The sequence below is a fragment of the Dethiosulfatibacter aminovorans DSM 17477 genome (genome assembly GCF_900142005.1).
Classification (GTDB): Bacteria; Bacillota; Clostridia; order Tissierellales; family Dethiosulfatibacteraceae; genus Dethiosulfatibacter; species Dethiosulfatibacter aminovorans.
Genome location: NZ_FQZL01000004.1, coordinates 343,605 through 362,253 on the forward strand (window position 1 = coordinate 343,605; position 18,649 = coordinate 362,253).

19 protein-coding genes and 1 riboswitch are annotated in these 18,649 nt (G+C 43.7%); all 19 genes read left to right on the forward strand.

The window, feature by feature from the left end:
* The first annotated feature begins 30 nt into the window (after positions 1 to 30).
* Positions 31 to 1,179, forward strand: coding sequence for a Glu/Leu/Phe/Val family dehydrogenase (locus tag BUB05_RS01615; protein ID WP_073046072.1), 1,149 nt, complete (start codon positions 31 to 33; stop codon positions 1,177 to 1,179).
* 19 nt (positions 1,180 to 1,198) lie between these two features.
* Positions 1,199 to 1,408, forward strand: a complete 210-nt coding sequence (locus tag BUB05_RS01620) for a 4Fe-4S binding protein (protein ID WP_073046075.1) — start codon at positions 1,199 to 1,201, stop codon at positions 1,406 to 1,408.
* 2 nt (positions 1,409 to 1,410) lie between these two features.
* Entirely contained in the window at positions 1,411 to 2,469 is a 1,059-nt protein-coding gene (gene vorB / locus BUB05_RS01625) for a 3-methyl-2-oxobutanoate dehydrogenase subunit VorB (RefSeq protein ID WP_073046078.1), read from the forward strand.
* Positions 2,470 to 3,210, forward strand: a complete 741-nt coding sequence (locus BUB05_RS01630; RefSeq protein WP_073046080.1) for a thiamine pyrophosphate-dependent enzyme — start codon at positions 2,470 to 2,472, stop codon at positions 3,208 to 3,210.
* Entirely contained in the window at positions 3,203 to 3,748 is a 546-nt protein-coding gene (locus BUB05_RS01635) for a 2-oxoacid:ferredoxin oxidoreductase subunit gamma family protein (protein WP_073046083.1), read from the forward strand. The genes BUB05_RS01630 and BUB05_RS01635 overlap by 8 nt, the downstream gene beginning before the upstream one ends.
* Complete coding sequence (locus BUB05_RS01640; protein WP_073046086.1) at positions 3,738 to 5,822, forward strand: acetate--CoA ligase family protein; 2,085 nt, start codon at positions 3,738 to 3,740, stop codon at positions 5,820 to 5,822. Before BUB05_RS01635 ends, BUB05_RS01640 begins: the two co-directional genes overlap by 11 nt.
* A gap of 33 nt (positions 5,823 to 5,855) precedes the next feature.
* Positions 5,856 to 7,115 carry an MFS transporter gene (locus BUB05_RS01645; protein WP_073046089.1) on the forward strand — a complete coding sequence of 420 codons (1,260 nt, stop codon included), beginning with the start codon at positions 5,856 to 5,858 and terminating at the stop codon, positions 7,113 to 7,115.
* 101 nt (positions 7,116 to 7,216) lie between these two features.
* Entirely contained in the window at positions 7,217 to 8,617 is a 1,401-nt protein-coding gene (gene nhaC / locus BUB05_RS01650; protein ID WP_073046092.1) for a Na+/H+ antiporter NhaC, read from the forward strand.
* 125 nt (positions 8,618 to 8,742) lie between these two features.
* A riboswitch (cobalamin riboswitch) is annotated at positions 8,743 to 8,914 on the forward strand.
* 311 nt (positions 8,915 to 9,225) lie between these two features.
* Complete coding sequence (locus BUB05_RS01655) at positions 9,226 to 9,816, forward strand: histidine phosphatase family protein (protein WP_073046094.1); 591 nt, start codon at positions 9,226 to 9,228, stop codon at positions 9,814 to 9,816.
* Positions 9,817 to 11,193: a cobyrinic acid a,c-diamide synthase CobB gene (locus tag BUB05_RS01660; protein ID WP_073046097.1), complete on the forward strand. Its 1,377-nt coding sequence runs from the start codon at positions 9,817 to 9,819 to the stop codon at positions 11,191 to 11,193.
* Between the two features lie 113 nt (positions 11,194 to 11,306).
* Positions 11,307 to 11,936, forward strand: a complete 630-nt coding sequence (locus BUB05_RS01665) for a precorrin-8X methylmutase (protein ID WP_073046100.1) — start codon at positions 11,307 to 11,309, stop codon at positions 11,934 to 11,936.
* A gap of 1 nt (position 11,937) precedes the next feature.
* The gene (gene cbiD, locus BUB05_RS01670) at positions 11,938 to 13,071 is read left to right on the forward strand and encodes a cobalt-precorrin-5B (C(1))-methyltransferase CbiD (protein WP_073046104.1); all 1,134 of its coding nucleotides are present in this window, start codon (positions 11,938 to 11,940) and stop codon (positions 13,069 to 13,071) included.
* Positions 13,058 to 13,678, forward strand: coding sequence for a precorrin-6y C5,15-methyltransferase (decarboxylating) subunit CbiE (gene cbiE / locus BUB05_RS01675; protein WP_094762630.1), 621 nt, complete (start codon positions 13,058 to 13,060; stop codon positions 13,676 to 13,678). The genes cbiD and cbiE overlap by 14 nt, the downstream gene beginning before the upstream one ends.
* The gene (gene cbiT / locus BUB05_RS01680; RefSeq protein ID WP_073046110.1) at positions 13,671 to 14,249 is read left to right on the forward strand and encodes a precorrin-6Y C5,15-methyltransferase (decarboxylating) subunit CbiT; all 579 of its coding nucleotides are present in this window, start codon (positions 13,671 to 13,673) and stop codon (positions 14,247 to 14,249) included. Before cbiE ends, cbiT begins: the two co-directional genes overlap by 8 nt.
* 41 nt (positions 14,250 to 14,290) lie before the next feature.
* Entirely contained in the window at positions 14,291 to 15,046 is a 756-nt protein-coding gene (cobM, locus tag BUB05_RS01685) for a precorrin-4 C(11)-methyltransferase (protein WP_073046112.1), read from the forward strand.
* Positions 15,046 to 16,107, forward strand: coding sequence for a cobalt-precorrin 5A hydrolase (locus tag BUB05_RS01690; RefSeq protein ID WP_073046115.1), 1,062 nt, complete (start codon positions 15,046 to 15,048; stop codon positions 16,105 to 16,107). Before cobM ends, BUB05_RS01690 begins: the two co-directional genes overlap by 1 nt.
* Entirely contained in the window at positions 16,092 to 16,820 is a 729-nt protein-coding gene (cobJ, locus tag BUB05_RS01695; protein ID WP_342747068.1) for a precorrin-3B C(17)-methyltransferase, read from the forward strand. The genes BUB05_RS01690 and cobJ overlap by 16 nt, the downstream gene beginning before the upstream one ends.
* Positions 16,817 to 17,578, forward strand: a complete 762-nt coding sequence (gene cobK, locus BUB05_RS01700) for a precorrin-6A reductase (protein WP_073046121.1) — start codon at positions 16,817 to 16,819, stop codon at positions 17,576 to 17,578. The genes cobJ and cobK overlap by 4 nt, the downstream gene beginning before the upstream one ends.
* Positions 17,575 to 18,609 carry an ABC transporter substrate-binding protein gene (locus tag BUB05_RS01705; protein WP_073046124.1) on the forward strand — a complete coding sequence of 345 codons (1,035 nt, stop codon included), beginning with the start codon at positions 17,575 to 17,577 and terminating at the stop codon, positions 18,607 to 18,609. Before cobK ends, BUB05_RS01705 begins: the two co-directional genes overlap by 4 nt.
* Positions 18,610 to 18,649: the final 40 nt, after the last annotated feature.

Genomic DNA, 18,649 nt, shown 5'->3' on the forward strand with positions numbered 1-18,649 from the left:
ACAATAAAAATTTGATTTGGAGGTAGTTTGATGGACCAAAAACCGTATGCAGTTGTTGAATGGAATGACACTGAGAGTGATGCGAAAGGATGGTTGTGTGCTTATAATTTTGTTAATCATTATTGTGGCGGCGGAACGAGGATGCACCCGACAGTAACAAAGGAAGAAGTCGTAAGACTTGCAACGACGATGGGATACAAGTACAAGGCTTGTGAATCCGAGACTACAGGAGGATGCAAGGGTGGTATTGCCTATGACTACAAGGCTCCCGATGCAAAGGATGTATTGAGAAGGTACTTGAATGCAATGGCGCCATATATCAAGGCCGGCGTCTCCATTGGTGGAGATCTGGGAGTGGATTATGCGGATGTTCTTGAAATCCTTGAAGATATGGGAATAGGTCTTCCCCAAACCAAAGAAATGAAAGAAAGTGCGGAAATACAGCAGTATATCAGGAATCATGATGATGCCTGCGACATGACTTATGATGGATTCAAGATGTATGACATGATAACCGGCTACGGATGTGCCCATTCCCTTGATGAGGCATGGAAATACAAGAAGGGTGATGAAGGTGCAAGGGTTGTAATCCAGGGATTTGGATGTGTAGGAGCCAGCATGGCAAACAATCTTGATCAGATGGGTTACAAGGTTGTTGGTATAGCTGATGCAAACCTCATGGTGGAGTGCCAGGACGGACTTGATGTCAAGAAACTCATTGAGACGAGAAAGCCAAAAGGTGAAATGGATCCCGATGCATTCGAATCAAATTATATAGTAAGAGAAAACACGGAATGGCTTGATGTTGACTGTGACGTACTTGTTCCGGCAGCCCTTGAGGATGTAATAAACAAGGACAATGCAGAAAAGGTGAAGGCATCCCTGATAGTTGAAGCTGCAAACATACCTGTTACAGCAGAAGCTGATGAAATACTTCGTAATAACAATGTGGACATATGTGTTGATTTTGTAGCTAATCTTGGTGGAATAAGAATTTATGACTCTCTCGTTTTCGGTATTGTAGATCCTGTTCCGCAACAGATAGTTGACGATACCACATCCCTTATAAGAAAGCAGACAAGACTGATGTTTGAGGAAGCGGACAAAAGAAACATGAGCCATAGGGCTGTAGCAAGGGAACTGTTCAAGCCGGACGTATTTGATACTCCCGACATTTAGTTCGAAGAGGAGGCTGAAATTGAAGAGATTAATAACAAATGTTGAAAGCTGTAAAAGCTGCAGATATTGTGAAGACAATTGCCCCAAGGATGCTATCAGGGTCAATGGTGAAATAAACAGCAAGGGTTATCCTACGGTTGTGGTTGACCATGAAAAATGTATAGTTTGTGGAATATGCTATAACGTGTGTCCCGACTATGTATTTGAAATTCATGAAGTGGAGGTGTAATATTGGATAAACAGTTAATGAAAGGAAATGAAGCAATAGCTGAAGCTGCCGTAAGAGCAGGATGCAAATTCTTTGCAGGGTATCCCATTACTCCTCAAAGCGAGATCCTTGAGTATCTGTCGTGGAGAATGCCTGAAGAAAACGGCGTATTCATACAAAGTGAATCTGAACTGGCAGGAATAAGCATGGTTTATGGAGCTGCAGCAACGGGATTCAGAACCATGACCAGTTCCTCGGGACCTGGATACAGTCTGCTTCAGGAAGGTATATCGTATATAGCGTCGGCAGAGTTGCCGTGTCTTATTGTCGATGTAATGCGTTACGGGTCAGGATTGGGAGATATTTTCGTAGGACAAAGCGACTACTGGCAGGCGGTAAAGAACGGAGGACACGGAGACTACCGCTCCATAGTGTATGCGCCGTCATCGGTACAGGAAGCTGCAGACTTTGTAAGAATGGGATTTGAGAAAGCGGAAAAATACAGGAATCCCGTAACCCTTCTCTCCGACGCTTCCATAGGACAGATGATGGAGCCTGTAAAGTTTCCTGAAATAATCGAACATGATCCGGACCAGTACGACTGGACTGCAAGCGGCAAGGGAGAAAGAAAATTCAACAGGATCACTTCCGTCATGTACTATATGGATGACTATGATGATCATATAGCAAGGAAATATAAGGATATTGAGGAAAATGAACAGCTTTGGGAAGATTTCCATACAGAGGATGCGGAATATGTAATGGTTGCATACGGAATATCTTCCAGGGTATGCATAGAAGTTGTGGAGACATTGAGGAAAGAAGGAATCAAGGTGGGGCTGATACGACCGATTTCCTTGTATCCCTTCCCTGTAAAGGCATTTGAAAATATCAATGATGCAAAGGCACTCATAAGCGTTGAGATGACAAAACTTAATCAGATGGCTGAAGATGTTGCCCTTGCTTCAAGGATGAAGGTTCCCGTATACGGTATAACTGGCGGCACCGAGTTTTATGAAGCCGAGGATGTAATAAGCTCGGTAATTGACATAATAAATGGAAATGCAAAGGAGGTCATATAAATGGTTCTAAAGACTAAACCTGAAGCCTGTTTTGTAGACAACAAGTATTGTCCCGGATGCGGACACGGAATCATAAACAGGCTGGTTGCCGAAGTCCTGGAGGAAATGGGAGAAGACAAGAAGGCCGTAGGCACTATAGCCGTTGGATGTGCATCGCTGATGCCGGATACATTCGGCATAGACTGCATACAGGCGCAGCACGGAAGGGCTGCTGCAGTGGCGGTCGGAGTGAAGCGCTGCAGACCGGACAACATGGTATTCTCATATCAGGGAGATGGCGATGCCCTGGCGATAGGATTTTCGGAGACCATGTATGCTGCCATCAGGAATGAAAATATAACTGTAATATTTGTGAACAATGGAAACTTTGGAATGACTGGTGGACAGATGGCCCCTACAACCCTTGAAGGACAAAAGACCACTACATCGCCTATGGGAAGGGACATATCTGCTACGGGAGCTCCTCTAAATGTCATAAACATGATGAAGACTCTGGATGTTGCATTCCTTGCCAGAGGGTCCGTTGATGGAAATGCCAATGTTTTGAAAACAAAGAAATTTATCAGACGTGCATTTGAAGCGCAGAAAAACAAGAAAGGCTACAGCTTTGTAGAAATTCTGTCGCCATGTCCTACAAACTGGAACATGTCGCCGAGAAATTCGATGAAGCACATAAGGGAAACCGTTGAAAATACATATGAACTTGGAGTGTTTGTAGAAAGGAGTGAAGACAATGCCTGATATTATCTGTGCCGGATTCGGCGGACAGGGTGTTCTGACTGCAGGATTGATACTGGCAAAGACGGGAATGAACAACGACAAGAATGTAACATGGATTCCTTCTTACGGTTCTGAGATGAGAGGTGGAACGGCCAATTGCAATCTCAAGATATCCGATGGGAGAATAGCCAGCCCGTTCGTAAAAAAAATAGATATTCTTGTTGCAATGAACACACCTTCTGTAGACAAGTTCGAGCCAATGCTGAAAGAGGGAGGAACCCTTGTCGTAAATGAAACTCTTGTGAAGTACAGGAAATTCAGGGATGACGTAAATGTAGTAATGGTTCCTGCCACGGACATTGCCGAATGGACAAAGAATCCAAGGGGAGCAAACATCGTAATGCTTGGAGCTCTAGCATCTACCGGCAAGTTGTTTGATCATGGAATCATGCTGTCGGGAGTGAATGAGTTTTTTAAATCGAAGGGAAAGAACAATCCCCTCAATGCCGTGTGTTTCAGAGAAGGAATGAATAAGGCGAGGAATCTGAATGAATATTAACAAACTGCTTAAACCCAAAAAAATTGCAATAGTCGGAGCCAGTGATAAGGAAGGATTCGGCGGAGATACATGCAGGAATGCAATGGCATACATGTCGGACGACAAGTATTATTTCATAAATCCAAGAAGAGATGAAGTCTTTGGGAAAAAATGCTATGAATCCATAAGGGACCTTCCTGAGAAGGTGGATATGGTAGTAATATGCACACCTGTACATACTGTAGAGGCAATTCTTCGTGAAGCCCATGAAAAGGGTGCGGGAGCTGCGGTTGTATTTGCGAGCGGCTACTCTGAGGTCGGCACTGAAGAAGGGGTAGAAAGAGAAAGGTCGTTGATTGAAACCTGCAGGAGTCTGGATATGGCTCTCATGGGACCCAACTGTGCAGGGTTTATCAACTACAGCGATATGGTTTCATCCTTTGCCTTCATTTCGGAGGAAAGGGACAGAAAGGGAAGAGTAGGTTTTGTTTCCCAGAGCGGACAGCTGGCCTTGTCCATGATGGACAGTCCGAAGATGAAGTTTTCCTATGCAATATCCTCAGGGAACAGCTCCGTAGTGACCATGGAGGATTATCTGGACTTTCTTGTTGATGACGAGGATACAAAGGTTATTGCCATGTATCTTGAAGGAATAAAGGATACGGCTCCCTTTGTTGCGGCTCTCAAGAAGGCTGCATTGAAGAAAAAGCCCGTAGTCATCCTGAAGACGGGACGCTCCCGGAAGGGCCAGGAGATTGCTGCGTCCCATACGGGAAGTCTTTCGGGAACGGACAAGGTATACGATGCATTGTTCAGAAAGTTTGGAGTGATCAGGGTTGACGACCTTGAAGAGCTCATGTCTACCTGTATGGCTCTTTCTGTCATGAAAAGGATGCCGGAAAATCCCAAAGTGGCTTCAATGAACCTGTCGGGAGGCGAAACGGGAATCTGTGCCGACCTTGGTGAGCTTCACGGAATAGAATATGCAAACTTCGGCAAGGATACCATGAAGAGGTTGAAGGAGGTTCTTCCCTCCTATGCATCTCCCAACAACCCTCTGGATATGACGGCAACCTTGTCATATGACGTAGATAAATATGCAGAGGCAGTGGACATCGTCATGATGGATCAGGATGTGGGACTGGTGGCCATAGGATACACCCTCCTTCAGGAAATTGCAGACCCGGCTATCAAGTACATGACAGAGAGTCTTGAAAAGGTGCTTGAAGATCCCATGGCAAAGCCTGTGGTAATGATACCTTTCACAGAAAACACCAGGAATGCAGAATACAGCGAGAGGCTTGAGAAGATTGGTGTTCCTGTACTGCCTACTTCGAATTATGCATTCAAGGTGCTTAAAAACATAACCGGATTCATTGCATATGATGCTTCATGCCATAACCTTGAAGTCAGCATACCTGAAGCAAGGAAGGGAGAAGCAACTCCTTTGAGCGAGTCGGAAAGCAAGAATATCATAGGTTCATATGGCATACCCTTCCCCAGGACCGAAGTTGTAAAAAGCCTTAAACAGGCACACAGTCTTGCCGATGATATGGGATATCCGCTGGTGGCAAAGATTGACAGTCCTGATATAATGCACAAGTCGGATGCCGGATGTGTAATGCTGAACCTGAAACATGCAGATGAAGTTGTAGATGCATACAGTGAGATTATTGACAATGCCGTTGCATACAAGAAGAATGCTGTCATAAACGGAGTTCAGCTGAGTACAATGGTGAAAAGCGGCATAGAGATGATAATCGGAGTGAAAAACGACCCTCAACTTGGACCTTGCATCATGTGCGGCCTTGGAGGAGTCTTTGTGGAGGTGTTCAAGGATACGGCTTTGGGACTTGCTCCGGTATCCAGAATTGAAGCGGAAAACATGGTGGATTCCTTGAAGGGTGTCAAGCTGCTTAACGGATACAGGGGATCGGAACCTGCCGACAAGGATGCCTTCGTTGACGCCATTGTAAATGTGTCAAGACTTGCAACTGAGCATATGAACAGCATGTCTGAACTGGACATAAATCCAATTTTTGTATACGAGGAAGGAATTTGTGCAGTGGATGCACTGTATGTGAAAAATGTTTAAACCATAGTTGGGAAAAATAACATGGAGGAATTTATGAACAACACAATAAAAAAATATTTAACGATTTTTGCACTGTCTTTAAGTGGTGGGTCAATATTCATGCTGCCCTATATCAAGTATGTATTTTATGACCATCAGATAGAGGTAATGGGAATAACAAATCAGCAGTCTGGATTGTTGCTTTCGATGTATGCCATTGGCTGCATGGCATTGTATATTCCAGGAGGAATTATTGCCGACAGGTTTTCAGCCAAGAAATGCATATTCTGGTCCTTGACATCCACGACGGTTTTAGCATTGCTATATGCCTTCACTTTCAACTACCAGCTGTCGCTGGTAATCTGGCTGTTGCTTGCCGTTACTACATGTTTTGTATTTTGGACGGCCCTTATGAAGACGCTGAGGATGGCGGGATCCGATGAGGAGCAGGGAAGGATATTCGGCATATATTATGCGGGCAACGGAATAACCGGTGCCGTCGTAAACTCTCTTGCCTTGTGGGCAAGTACAAAGGGGGCTGACCCGAGAGGAAGTCTTTTCAATGCAGTCATGGTTATGGCGGCTGCAACGGCAATAGCGGCGGTGTTGATTAAAATATTCCTGAAGGATGACAAAGAAGACAGGGCGGAAAGTGACGACAGTGAAAAATTTGATTTTGGAGCTGTCACAACACTCATTAAAAATCCAATAGTGTGGATATTTTCCCTGATTATTTTCTGTGGATACAGCCTTTACAGCAGTACTTCATATTTTACTCCTTATCTGACTGACGTAGTAGGAATTTCGCCGGAGCAGTCCGGAGTGTTCTCCATAATCAGGACCTATGTGTTCATGCTTCTGGCACCCATAGGAGGTTTCCTTGCCGACAAGGTATTCAAGTCTACAAGCAAATGGTTCATGGTCGCATTTACTGTCCTTGCGATACTTTTCTGGGGGGTTTTGAGGATTCCGGAAGGTACGAATCCGACTCTGATAAGTATAATCACATTGCTACCCGGAGCTTTCGGACTGGCGTTGTACGGCATTCTGTTTTCAATAATAGGAGAAGCCAAGATTCCTGTAACCGTTACAGCCACTGCAGTTGGAATAGCATCTATTATTGGTTATACTCCGGATCTGTTCATGTCGGCAATGTTCGGCACATGGCTTGATAAATACGGCAACGGCGGATATGGATACATATTTACATTCCTCATGTTTGTGGGAGTCGTAGGTGCGGCAGCATCCTATATAATCAGAAGAAGATGTGTGAAGCTGGAAAGTCTGGTTGCAGACAGAGAAAAACAAGCTTAGGTTGTTCATAAAAATAGTTGAGCTTATTCGGAAGAGGCAAAAACTCTTCCGGAGGGCTTGACGTTTTGCATTTTTTGTTTACTATACTAGGAGGAATTTAAATGGGTAAAAAAATAACGTTTGGATGGTCCATGGTGCCGGTATTGTTTTTAGTTGCTGCATTGATACTTACTTTGCGTTTCTTCAACGGGGCACCTCACATAGCACTGTTTTTTTCGGCTGTAGCAGCGGCAATGGTAGCGATGAAATTCGGATACAAATGGCAATATCTTGAAAAAGGAATAGTGTCGATGCTTTCCAATACGCTGCCCTCCATGCTGATTTTTTGCATAATCGGCATGGTCATAGGAGTATGGATGCTTGCCGGAGTTGTACCTACCATGATATATTACGGACTAATGATAGTATCGCCTAAGTATTTCCTCTTCACTTCGTGCCTCATTTGCTGTATAGTTTCTCTTTCTACCGGCAGTTCCTGGACTACTGTAGGAACTGTGGGGATTGCATTGATAGGAATGGGTCACGGCCTCGGTGTGCCTCTTCCTATGGTTGCAGGAGCGATAGTGTCGGGAGCCTATTTCGGCGACAAGATGTCTCCTCTTTCCGATACCACAAACCTTGCTCCTGCATCGGCCGGATGCGGTTTGTTCGAGCATATATCCCATATGCTGTATACAAGCGGACCCAGTATTGTCATTGCGCTGATAATGTTTTTTGCCATGGGGATGAAATATGGATCAACCCAGGTTGACAGTTCGGCTGTGGATGCGCTGCTGTTGGACATAAACGGAGCATTCGTGATAACGCCTGTGCTTCTGCTTCCTCCAGTATTGATAATAATTATTGTGATCAAGAAAATCCCTGCCATACCTGGATTGGCGAGCGGGGTGTTGTTGGGAGCAGTATTTGCTTACTTCGTTCAGGGGAAAGGCATGACTGACATCATAGCAGCCATGCACTACGGTTTTTTAGCAAATACGGGGAACGAGGTTCTTGATGAGCTTTTGACAAGGGGAGGCCTTGATGCCATGATGTGGCCTCTGTCGCTGGTGTTCATGTCCTTGAGTTTCGCCGGGGTCATGGAGAGGTCCGGCATGGTCCAGGCCATAGCGGATGTGATACTGTCCATGGCAAAGTCCACTGGAGCAATGATACTGTCCACTGTGTTGACATGCATAGGAGTCAATGTTCTTACCGGGGATCAGTATCTGTCCATAGTGTTCACCGGAGAAATGTATAAGAAGGCATACAGGGACAAGGGGCTTCACGCCAAGAACCTGAGCAGGACGCTGGAGGACAGCGGAACATTGTCGTCTCCCATGATTCCCTGGAATGCCTGTGCCGTATTCATGGCTTCAACCCTGGGAGTACCCACTGCGGCATATGTACCCTTTGCTTTTTTCAACCTGATCAATCCTGTAATTGCTGTCATATACGGATATACGGGAATAACAATAGCAAAGGCTGAACCTGCAGAAGAACGTGCTATGGATATCAAATAATGTTTTTGGAGGAAGATTGAAAGATGTATAAGTTGGATGAAAAAATCAAGCGAGAACATAGAAGGTATAGAAATATATCTAAATAAACCTTGATTTTTGATTATATTTGTATTATATTAGGTCTAACAAGTAAATATGTTTGTGGTGCTGAAAAGCTAATAAGGGAAATAGGTTAAAGTCCTATGCAGCCCCCGCTACTGTAAGCATGACGAAATTCCAGATGCCACCGTGAAAACGGGAAGGTGGAAGAGTAGGAAGATTGCAAGCCAGGAGACCTGCCATAAACAAACCGAACTGCTTCGGAGGGAAGTGAGTGATGGATTCGATAGATATTCACACTGTTTTCCGGCAGTGTGATTTTTGTTTGCAGACACATTTGGCAAATTGCAAGGAGAAATAATCTTGTATCACAACTCCCTGTTCACTCAACACAACAATTTGTGATTGGTAAGGATAATTGTTGTATTTCGAATTCACGACCTCGCTGTAATACAAGATTATTTCAGACGGTTGTCAAGGTTTAGAACAATAACCGGAGTATTAAAATTATTGAATATTTACTTTTGTTACACAAGAGTGAATAAAATGATGTTGATGGAGAGATGATTATGTATCTGTATCTGATAAGGCACGGAGAGACTGACTGGAACGTTGAAAAACGTATGCAGGGTCAGATAGACATAAATTTGAATATGAATGGAGTGCATCAGGCAAAGGCTCTTGGACAGAAGCTGAAAGATGAGTATGATGTGAAAAGGCTTTATTCAAGTCCTCTCACAAGGGCATATATGACGGGAAGCATAGTCGGCGACATACTTGATCTCGAATGTGAAAAAAGGGATGAACTGATGGAATTCAACTTTGGAGACTGGCAGGGAATGACCTATGACGAGATAGAGAAAAGATATCCAAGGGATTGGCACAACTGGAAAAACTGCAGCCATCTGGTGGAAATCAGCGGAGGGGAAACCTTAGACCAGGGATACAAGAGGATATCAGAGGCAATAGATGAAATTGTGAAATCAAATGATGACAACACTGCAATCATCACTCATGGAACATCCATTGAATTTTACATAAACTATATGATGAATACAAATATTGAAGAAATTAAAATGGAAAGACTGATTGGGAAAAACACTTCAATTTACAAGATATACATAGACAAGAAACAAAACATCAACAGGCTGGAGGCTTAAATGACACCTGGATTTTTAATTGCAGGAACAAACAGTGGAGTTGGAAAAACCACCGTATCTACAGGGATAATGTATGTGCTGGCGGAGGAAATGAAGGTTCAGCCCTTCAAGGCGGGACCTGACTATATAGACCCTGCCTACCACACCTTCATTACGGGGAAAAAGAGCAGAAATCTTGATACATGGATAAACAATGAAAATACAATAAAGTATCTGTATTGCAAGAATGCAAAGGATGCTGACATTGCAGTCGTCGAAGGAGTAATGGGCCTTTACGACGGCAAAGAGACAGGAGAAAAGAAGGGAAGTACGGCTCATCTTGCCGAGGTGCTGAACCTCCCCACCCTTCTCATAGTTAACGGTAAAGGCATGGCGGGAAGTGCAGCCGCAATAGTAAAGGGATATGCGGAACTTGACCCAAAATCAAATGTCAAGGGAGTCATATTCAACAATGTGGGAGCAATGCACTATAAGCTCCTTAAGGATGCAGTGGAGAAATTCACAGATGTTAAGGCTTATGGATATATAGAAAAGCTTCCTGAAATAGAGCTTCCATCAAGGCATCTTGGACTTGTTCCCTCCTGCGAGATAGACAATCTCAAGGAACAGCTCAACATCTTAAGGGACAGAATTAAGAATACAGTTGATTTTCAAGGTCTCATGGAACTGGCTGCAACAGCCGGGGAGATTGAATTTGAAGACATTATTATAGAAAAGAAAGAACCAATAAGAATAGGCATAGCAAAAGACAGCGCCTTTAACTTCTATTATGAAGACAATATAGATTTATTAAAGGAAATGGGAGCTGAATTAATAGAGTTCAGTCCTCTCGAATCAAAACTCATACCAAATAACCTACATCTTCTGTTGTTCGGAGGAGGGTTTCCCGAAGTGTTTGCCAAGGAACTTCAAAATAACCATTCCATCAGAGAAGATCTGAAAGCAAAGCTTCAAGAAGGGATTCCCTACCTCTCCGAATGCGGAGGAATGATGTATCTCTGTGATGAAATCGTGGATTTCAACGGAGACAGGTATGAAATGACAGGATATCTCAAGGGATATACCGAAATGACAAATAAGCTTAATCGATTCGGATATGCGACCATAAGACTAGAAGAAGATTGCATCTACGGAAAAGCCGGATCTGAAATAAGGATACACGAATTTCACAGGTCAAAGGACCATGTGGAAGAAAAGAAGGTCTTTCATATCCACAAGGACAGGAAAGGCAAGGTTTCAAAGGAATGGGAATGCGGATATGTGAAAGGCAACGGAGCCAGTTCCTATGCACACTTCCACTACTATTCAAATCTGGAAATGATAAACAGCGTCTACGACAAAGCTGTTGAATACAAGAAAGCGGCTACGTTGCGTTAAATGCAAACCGCGAAAGAATTAGTTGGTACAAGCATTGTAAAGCATAGAAGGATTATGGGTTGCCTGAAAAGCCCAAATAAACTGGAGAAATGATCATATCATTAAACAATCAAATGACTCAATACATTAAGAATCCTGAAAAAATCGAAGAAAACAGCATGTCAATAATAGAAAGTGAAATGAAAGATCCAAGCAGTTTTACTGATGATGAGCTTAAGGTTGTGAAGAGGGTGATACACACCACTGCAGACTTTGACTACGAGGATCTTCTAAGATTCTTCGACAGTCCCATAGACAGTTGCAAGGAAGCAATAGGCAAGGGCTGCAAAATCTATACGGACACATCCATGATGAAAAGCGGAATCAACAAAAAAAACCTTGAGAAATTCGGCTGTGAAGTTGTCAACTATGTCCACGACGAGGACGTGTGGGCTGCTTCAAAGGAAAAGAACATTACAAGGTCGATGGCATCGATCGAAAAGGCATATCTTAAGGAAAAGGTTGAGATTTATGCAATTGGAAATGCTCCGACAGCCTTATACAAGCTTTTTGAGCTCATAGACGAGTACGGAGTTTATCCTAAGGCAATAATAGGAGCTCCTGTAGGTTTTGTGGGAGCTGCAGAATCGAAAGAAATGCTTATGGCAAGGACTGATGTGCCGTATATTTCCGTCAAGGGAAGAAAGGGTGGAAGTTCTGTCAGTGCAGCAATAATCAATGCAATAATGAAGATAACTAAGTGACATGGAAGACAGGTACATAGATAAAAATGGGAAAAAACTAAGATATGGATATACCACGGGAAGCTGTGCGGCTGCAGCATCGAAAGCTGCCGTTCAAATGCTTTCAACCGGTAGAAAAACTGATGAGGTTCACATAGACACTCCCTTTGGATGGACTATAGGAATAGATGTTCATCCCGTGGAGGTCAATGATTGTGAATCTTCTTGCTATGTAACAAAGGACAGCGGAGACGATCCTGACATAACCAACGGTATGGAACTCTATGCAAAAGCCGAATGGTGTCAGGATGGAACAAATGAAGACATGATAGTTGTTGAAACGGGAAAAGGAATAGGGAAGGTCACAAAAAAAGGACTTTCCGTAGAGCCTGGCAATCCAGCCATAAACCCCGTTCCAATGAAGATGATAAGGGAAGAGGTTAAAAAGGTCCTTCCCCAGGGTAGGGGCGTAAAGGTCACACTGTGGATTCCAAAGGGTGAGGAACTGTCAAGGAAGACCTTCAATCCAAGACTGGGAATAGTGGGAGGCATTTCAATAATAGGTACTACCGGCATAGTGGAACCCATGTCGGAAGAGGCTCTCAAGGAGTCCTACGCAATAGAGATAAACATGCAGGTGAAGGAAGGGAACAGGACAATAATTCTTACTCCCGGAAACTACGGTCTCGACTATACAAGGAAAAACAATCTTGATGAGAAGAGGGCTGTAAGGACCAGCAACTTCATAGGATACATGCTTGACAAGAGTCTGGAATACGGTGTGGAGAACATACTCTTCGTGGGACATGCAGGGAAGATGACAAAGATTGCCGCCGGAGTATACCAGACCCACAGCAAGTATGGAGACGGCAGGCTTGAGACCATCGCATCCTATGCGGGAATCTGCGGATATGGAAGTGAAGTCCTTGAAAAGATACTTGACTCCACCACTACGGATGAGGCAATCAGCCATATTGAAGACAAAAGATTTGAGATCTATGAAATGATCTGCGAAAGGGCTGCTGAAAAATGCAGGGCAAGGGTCTTTGGAGATGTAAATGTGGAAACTTTGATTTTCACCAATGAATATGGTTTCCTGGGTAAAAGCAAAAATGCGGACAAACTCATAAAGGAGCTTGAAATTGGACAAGATTAATATAATTGGGATGGGCCCTGGAAGCAGCAAGTATGTGCTGCCTGTTTCCCGGGAAATAATTGAAGCAGCGGACATGCTCATTGGTTCCAAAAGATATATAGATGACTACTGCAGTGACGGACAGAAATCAATAGTTCTGGATTCAAACTACCCCCAGGTTGTTGAATACCTGAAGGGAAACATGGGAAGTGAAAGGATAGCCATACTTGTTTCAGGTGACTCATCCTTCTACAGTCTCACTACATATATAAAAAAGAATATTGATGTCGGCAATCTCAATATCGTGCCGGGAATAAGCTCCCTGCAATACCTCTTTTCAAGAATTGGAATAAGCTATGAGAGGACACTCCTTACCAGTCTCCACGGAAGGGAGGAGGATTTTTGGGAAAGGTCACTGGAATTCGACAATATAGGAATACTTACGGACAAGAAGTGGAGTCCCGAAAGGATAGCGAAAGAGATAATAAGAAGGAAACTTGACTTCAAATACATATACGTAGGTGAAAATCTCACCTATGAAAACGAAAAAGTCAGCAGGATGACAATGGAAGAATGCCTGGACTTTGAAACCGACAATATAAATGCGGTGGTGATATCTAATGATTAACAGGATAGTGCCTGGAATAGACGACGACAAGTTCATAAGGGAAAAGGCACCCATGACAAAGAACGAGGTAAGGGTGGTGACCTGCTCAAAGCTTAACATTGAAAGTGATTCAAGGATACTTGACATAGGGGGCGGTACAGGCTCAACATCAATAGAGTTTGCAAGCCTTTCACCGGAAATCCGGGTTACGGTTATCGAGAGAAACAGAGATTCTTATGAATTGATACTCAAGAATATTGATAAGTTTTGCCTGGGCAATGTAAGGGCAATCCACGGGAAAGCCTGCGGCGACCTTCCGGAGGAGGAGTTTGACAGGGTGTTCATAGGTGGAAGCGGCGGAAACATGGAGGACATCTTCAAATGGATGGAGATCCATCTTGTGGATGGGGGCACCGTTGTATCCAATACGGTGACCATAGAGAACCTCTTCGTATTCACCAAGCTTCTGAAGGAATACGGATATTCAGACATAGATGTTACACAGATGAGTGTTTCAAAGGGGAAGAATGTTGCAAACCTTACAATGATGATTGCAAACAATCCAATTTACATAGTTTCGGGAAGAAAATAAAAAAGGCTTATGGTATGAGCTGAGATTAGAGGAGAAATAAGATGAGTAAGGTATATTTTATAGGCGCCGGACCAGGTGCAACGGATTTGATTACTCTGAGAGGGGCAAGGCTTATAGAAGAGGCTGATGTGCTGATCTATGCAGGGTCCCTTGTGAACAGGGAGATTCTTGATTTCAACAAGAAAAGTGATGAAATCTACAACAGTGCATCAATGAACCTTGATGAGGTTTTGGATGTGACAATCAAGGCAGTGAAGGAAGGAAAGACTGTTGCAAGAGTCCATACCGGAGATCCTTCAATATATGGAGCAATAAAGGAGCAGATGGACGAGCTTGAAAAGCACGGTATTGAGTTCGAGGTTGTTCCGGGAGTCAGCTCTTTTGTTGCAGCAGCAGCGGCAATAAAGAAGGAATTCACCTTGCCGGGAGTGTCGCAGACTGTCATCTGTACAAGACTTGAGGGTAGGACTCCCGTGCCTGAAAAGGAAAAGCTTGAAGAACTGGCAAAGCACAGGGCAAGCATGGCTCTCTTCCTGTCGGTGGGAATGATAGACGAGGTCGTTGCAAGGCTCACGAAGCACTATGCAGCTACAACTCCCGTTGCAGTTGTAAAAAGGGCAACATGGCCTGATGAGGAAATCATAATATGCACTCTTGAAACACTTGCTGAAAATGTGAAGAAGCACAACATCAAGAAGACTGCACAGATACTTGTTGGGGATTTCATAGAAACCGAATACGAAAAATCAAAGCTTTACGACAGCAAGTTCACCCACGAATACAGACAGGCGAAGTAATGAACTGGGCCGTAGTGACATTGTCCGCAAAGGGGCTTGAAACAGCCTTGAAGGTGGGAGAACATTTCGACTCGGATATCTACACTCTTGAAAAATATCTGGATGGAGATGGAGTTTCAGACCGTCGGGGCGGCAAGTTTCAGCTAAGGGCCATTCCCGGAAGATTCAAGGACTTCAACGGATATCTCTTTGAAAACTACAGGACAATCGTATATATAATGGCTACGGGAATTGTGGTAAGGGACATTGCCCCTTATCTCAGGCACAAGTCCGTGGACCCTGCAGTACTTGTAATGGACGGCAAGGGGGACTTTGTAATAAGCCTCCTTTCCGGACATCTTGGCGGAGCCAATGAAAAGGCATTGCAACTGGCTGAAAAAATCGGAGCACAGCCTGTAATAACCACAATGTCTGACGTAGTGGGAAAAACTGCCGTTGACATCATAGCAATGAAGCTTGACTGTGCCATAGGATCCTTTGAAAGTGCCAAGGATGTAACGGCAGATATCATAAACGACGACATTGTCTCAATCACAGGGGACTATGAAATTTCCGGAGAGAATCTGCCGGCAAATATTGTAGCAGGCTATGATGAAAGGGCAGTGAGCAGGATAGTCATATCAAACAAGAGAGATGCAGTTCTGGGTGAAAGGGATGCCCTTTTGATACCCAGGAACACAGTCCTTGGTGTGGGATGCAGAAGGGATACCCCTTTTGAGAAGATTGAAGCCTTCATCAGGGAAGAGATGGAAAGAAACAATCTTCATATGAAATCAATAAAGAGGATATCGTCAATAGATTTGAAGGCGAATGAGAAAAGCATCATAGAATTCAGCTGCAAAAACAATATAGAGTTTGTCACCTATCCTGCAGAGGAACTTGTAAAATATGAAGACAGGTTTGGAGTTTCCAAGTTTGTAAAGAAAATAACCGGCGTGGGCTCTGTCAGTGAAACCAGCGGATATGCAGGGTCTAATTTCGGAAAGAAAATAACGGGCAAGACGTCAAAGGATGGAATGACGCTGTCCATATGGGAGGAAGAAAAGTGTTATACGTTATAGGTATGGGTCCCGGAAACAAGGACAATATGACTTACAGGGCATATGAAGCGTTGAAGAATGCAGATGTCGTAGTTGGCTACAAGACATACATCCAGCTTGTCAAGGAAATACTGCCAGAAGTCAAGGTTACTGAAAACACAGGGATGAAAAAAGAAATAGAGAGATGTCAATTGGCAATAGACCTGGCAATGGAAGGCAAGGAGGTTGCTTTGGTAAGCAGCGGTGATGCAGGGATATACGGCATGGCAGGCCTTATCTACCAGCTGGCAGAGGGAAAGATGAATATTTCGGAAATAGAGATAATCCCGGGAGTGTCGGCATCAAGCTCGTGTGCATCAATACTTGGAGCTCCACTGATGCATGACTTTGCAACCATAAGTCTGAGCGATCTTCTAACAGAATGGGACCTTATCAAGGAAAGGCTCCACTGTGCAGGAAAGGGAGACTTTGTAATCGCCCTTTACAATCCTAAGAGCTTCGGAAGGACTACACAGATAGAAGAGGCAAGGGACATCCTCCTTCAGTACAAGCCCGGAGACACTGTTGTAGGAATAGTGAGAAATTCGGGAAGAGAAGACGAATCGAAGGAAATAACAACCCTCAAGGACATGTGTGACTGTGAAATCAACATGACGTCAACAGTCATCATAGGAAATGAAATGACCTATGCCAAGGACAACATGATGATCACTCCAAGGGGTTATCTGGTTTGATACTGATTTTTTCCGGCATCAAGGATGGAAGGGAGATTGCATCGGACCTGGCAGGATCGGGATATGAAACAATACTTTCCACCTTGACTGAACATGGAGTGGCTATGGTTGAAGAAATGGACAACCTTGAAACTATCTACGGACAGATGGACGTGGAAAAGATAGAAGAATTTATAGGGGAAAGAAATGTACAGGCTGTAGTTGATGCTACGCATCCCTATGCCGAGATAATTTCCAATAATATTGAAAAGGCATGCAGTAATGCGGGTACAAGGCTTTTCAAATATATAAGGCCGGAAATCCCATTGGGGGAGAAGGTAAATGTATATGAGGACATAGAATCCCTTTGTGTAAACCTCAAGACAACTGAAGGAAACATACTGCTGACTACGGGAAGCAGAAAGCTTGAGGAATATACTAAACATCTGCCTGTTGAAAGGCTCTATGTAAGGGTACTTCCAATAAGGAAATCAATGGAAAAGGTCTGGGACCTTGGTTTCAAGTCAAACCAGATAATAGCAATGCAGGGACCTTTTTCAGAGGAGTTTAACAGGGAAATCTACAAACAGTGCCATATTGAGCATATGGTGCTGAAAAACAGCGGACCAAACGGGGGTACGAGACAAAAAATCGAATCGGCCCTTGAGTCAAACATAGAAACACACCTGCTTGACAGACCAATTGCCGATGGGGAGTGGTTTGAAGACAAGAAAACACTAATTAAAAACATTATGGATTATTTGGAGGAGTTAAAATGAAAAGAATACTGGCGATTTTATTGGCACTTATGATGGTGATGGGAGCATTCACGGGATGCGGAACAAAGGCGGAGGAGCCTGCACCGGCAGAACCTACAGAAAACGAAGCGGAACAGACTGCAGAAGGAACTGAGATAATGTTCCCTGAATTCGTACTTGAAAACACTGAGGAAGCGGTAACATACCTTGATCCAAAAGGCGATGCGACTACGATTACCAAAAACCCTGAAACTGTTGTAGTCCTCATGAACTCAATACTTGACATGTGGTATATGGCCGGTGGAGAGGCTGTAGGAAGAGTCAGCGGAACTACAAATGTTCCGGAAGCTGCAATGGACATCGAAGACCTTGGAAAAATTACATCATTGAACATGGAGATGCTTGTTGCACTTGAGCCGGATCTAATAGTTATATCATCTACATATTCGACAGCTGATGATGTTAAGAAGCTTGCCGATGAAAACGGAATCGAATGCGCACTTTTAGATACAAGCATCGAGCCTTACAATACTTTTGAAAAGATGCTTTATCTTTTCTCCCTTATAAACGGTACAGAAGAGAAGTTTGCAACTGATATCCAGAAGATAGTGGGAGACTGTGATGCAATAATTGAAAAGGCAAATGCAGTAGAGGAAAAGCCTTCTGCGGCAATACTTTACACTTCTGCAAAGAGCATTAAGCTGAACTCGGACATAACCCTTGTGGGAGACATGTTCAAGCTTCTGGGCGGAGAAAATATAGCAATGGATGCATTCGAAGAGGGAGCAAAATATGTTGACTATTCCTTTGAGGTTATGCTTCAGAAGGATCCTGACTTCATACTAATAAACACCATGGGAGATGTAGAAGCATGCAAGGCAAACTTCGAGGAGAATGTTGCAACAAAGGATGCCTGGGCTGACCTTAAGGCAGTGAAGGAAGGAAATGTATACTACATGCCAAAGGACCTTTTCATGTACAAGCCAAATGCAAGATATGCTGAAGCATTCGAATATCTTGCCAAGATCATATACCCAGGTGTATTTGAATAATATTTCCAAACATTATGGAGCATAATCTATTAATCAGAAA

Excerpts from the sequence above, each read along its gene's own strand:
- cobM (WP_073046112.1), top strand. The coding sequence starts at position 14,291 with ATGAGTAAGGTATATTTTATAGGCGCCGGACCAGGTGCAACGGATTTG.
- BUB05_RS01690 (WP_073046115.1), top strand. The coding sequence starts at position 15,046 with ATGAACTGGGCCGTAGTGACATTGTCCGCAAAGGGGCTTGAAACAGCC.
- cbiT (WP_073046110.1), top strand. The coding sequence starts at position 13,671 with ATGATTAACAGGATAGTGCCTGGAATAGACGACGACAAGTTCATAAGG.
- cbiD (WP_073046104.1), top strand. The coding sequence starts at position 11,938 with ATGGAAGACAGGTACATAGATAAAAATGGGAAAAAACTAAGATATGGA.
- BUB05_RS01640 (WP_073046086.1), top strand. The coding sequence starts at position 3,738 with ATGAATATTAACAAACTGCTTAAACCCAAAAAAATTGCAATAGTCGGA.
- BUB05_RS01655 (WP_073046094.1), top strand. The coding sequence starts at position 9,226 with ATGTATCTGTATCTGATAAGGCACGGAGAGACTGACTGGAACGTTGAA.
- BUB05_RS01705 (WP_073046124.1), top strand. The coding sequence starts at position 17,575 with ATGAAAAGAATACTGGCGATTTTATTGGCACTTATGATGGTGATGGGA.
- BUB05_RS01615 (WP_073046072.1), top strand. The coding sequence starts at position 31 with ATGGACCAAAAACCGTATGCAGTTGTTGAATGGAATGACACTGAGAGT.
- BUB05_RS01665 (WP_073046100.1), top strand. The coding sequence starts at position 11,307 with ATGACTCAATACATTAAGAATCCTGAAAAAATCGAAGAAAACAGCATG.
- BUB05_RS01645 (WP_073046089.1), top strand. The coding sequence starts at position 5,856 with ATGAACAACACAATAAAAAAATATTTAACGATTTTTGCACTGTCTTTA.
- BUB05_RS01660 (WP_073046097.1), top strand. The coding sequence starts at position 9,817 with ATGACACCTGGATTTTTAATTGCAGGAACAAACAGTGGAGTTGGAAAA.
- nhaC (WP_073046092.1), top strand. The coding sequence starts at position 7,217 with ATGGGTAAAAAAATAACGTTTGGATGGTCCATGGTGCCGGTATTGTTT.
- BUB05_RS01635 (WP_073046083.1), top strand. The coding sequence starts at position 3,203 with ATGCCTGATATTATCTGTGCCGGATTCGGCGGACAGGGTGTTCTGACT.
- BUB05_RS01630 (WP_073046080.1), top strand. The coding sequence starts at position 2,470 with ATGGTTCTAAAGACTAAACCTGAAGCCTGTTTTGTAGACAACAAGTAT.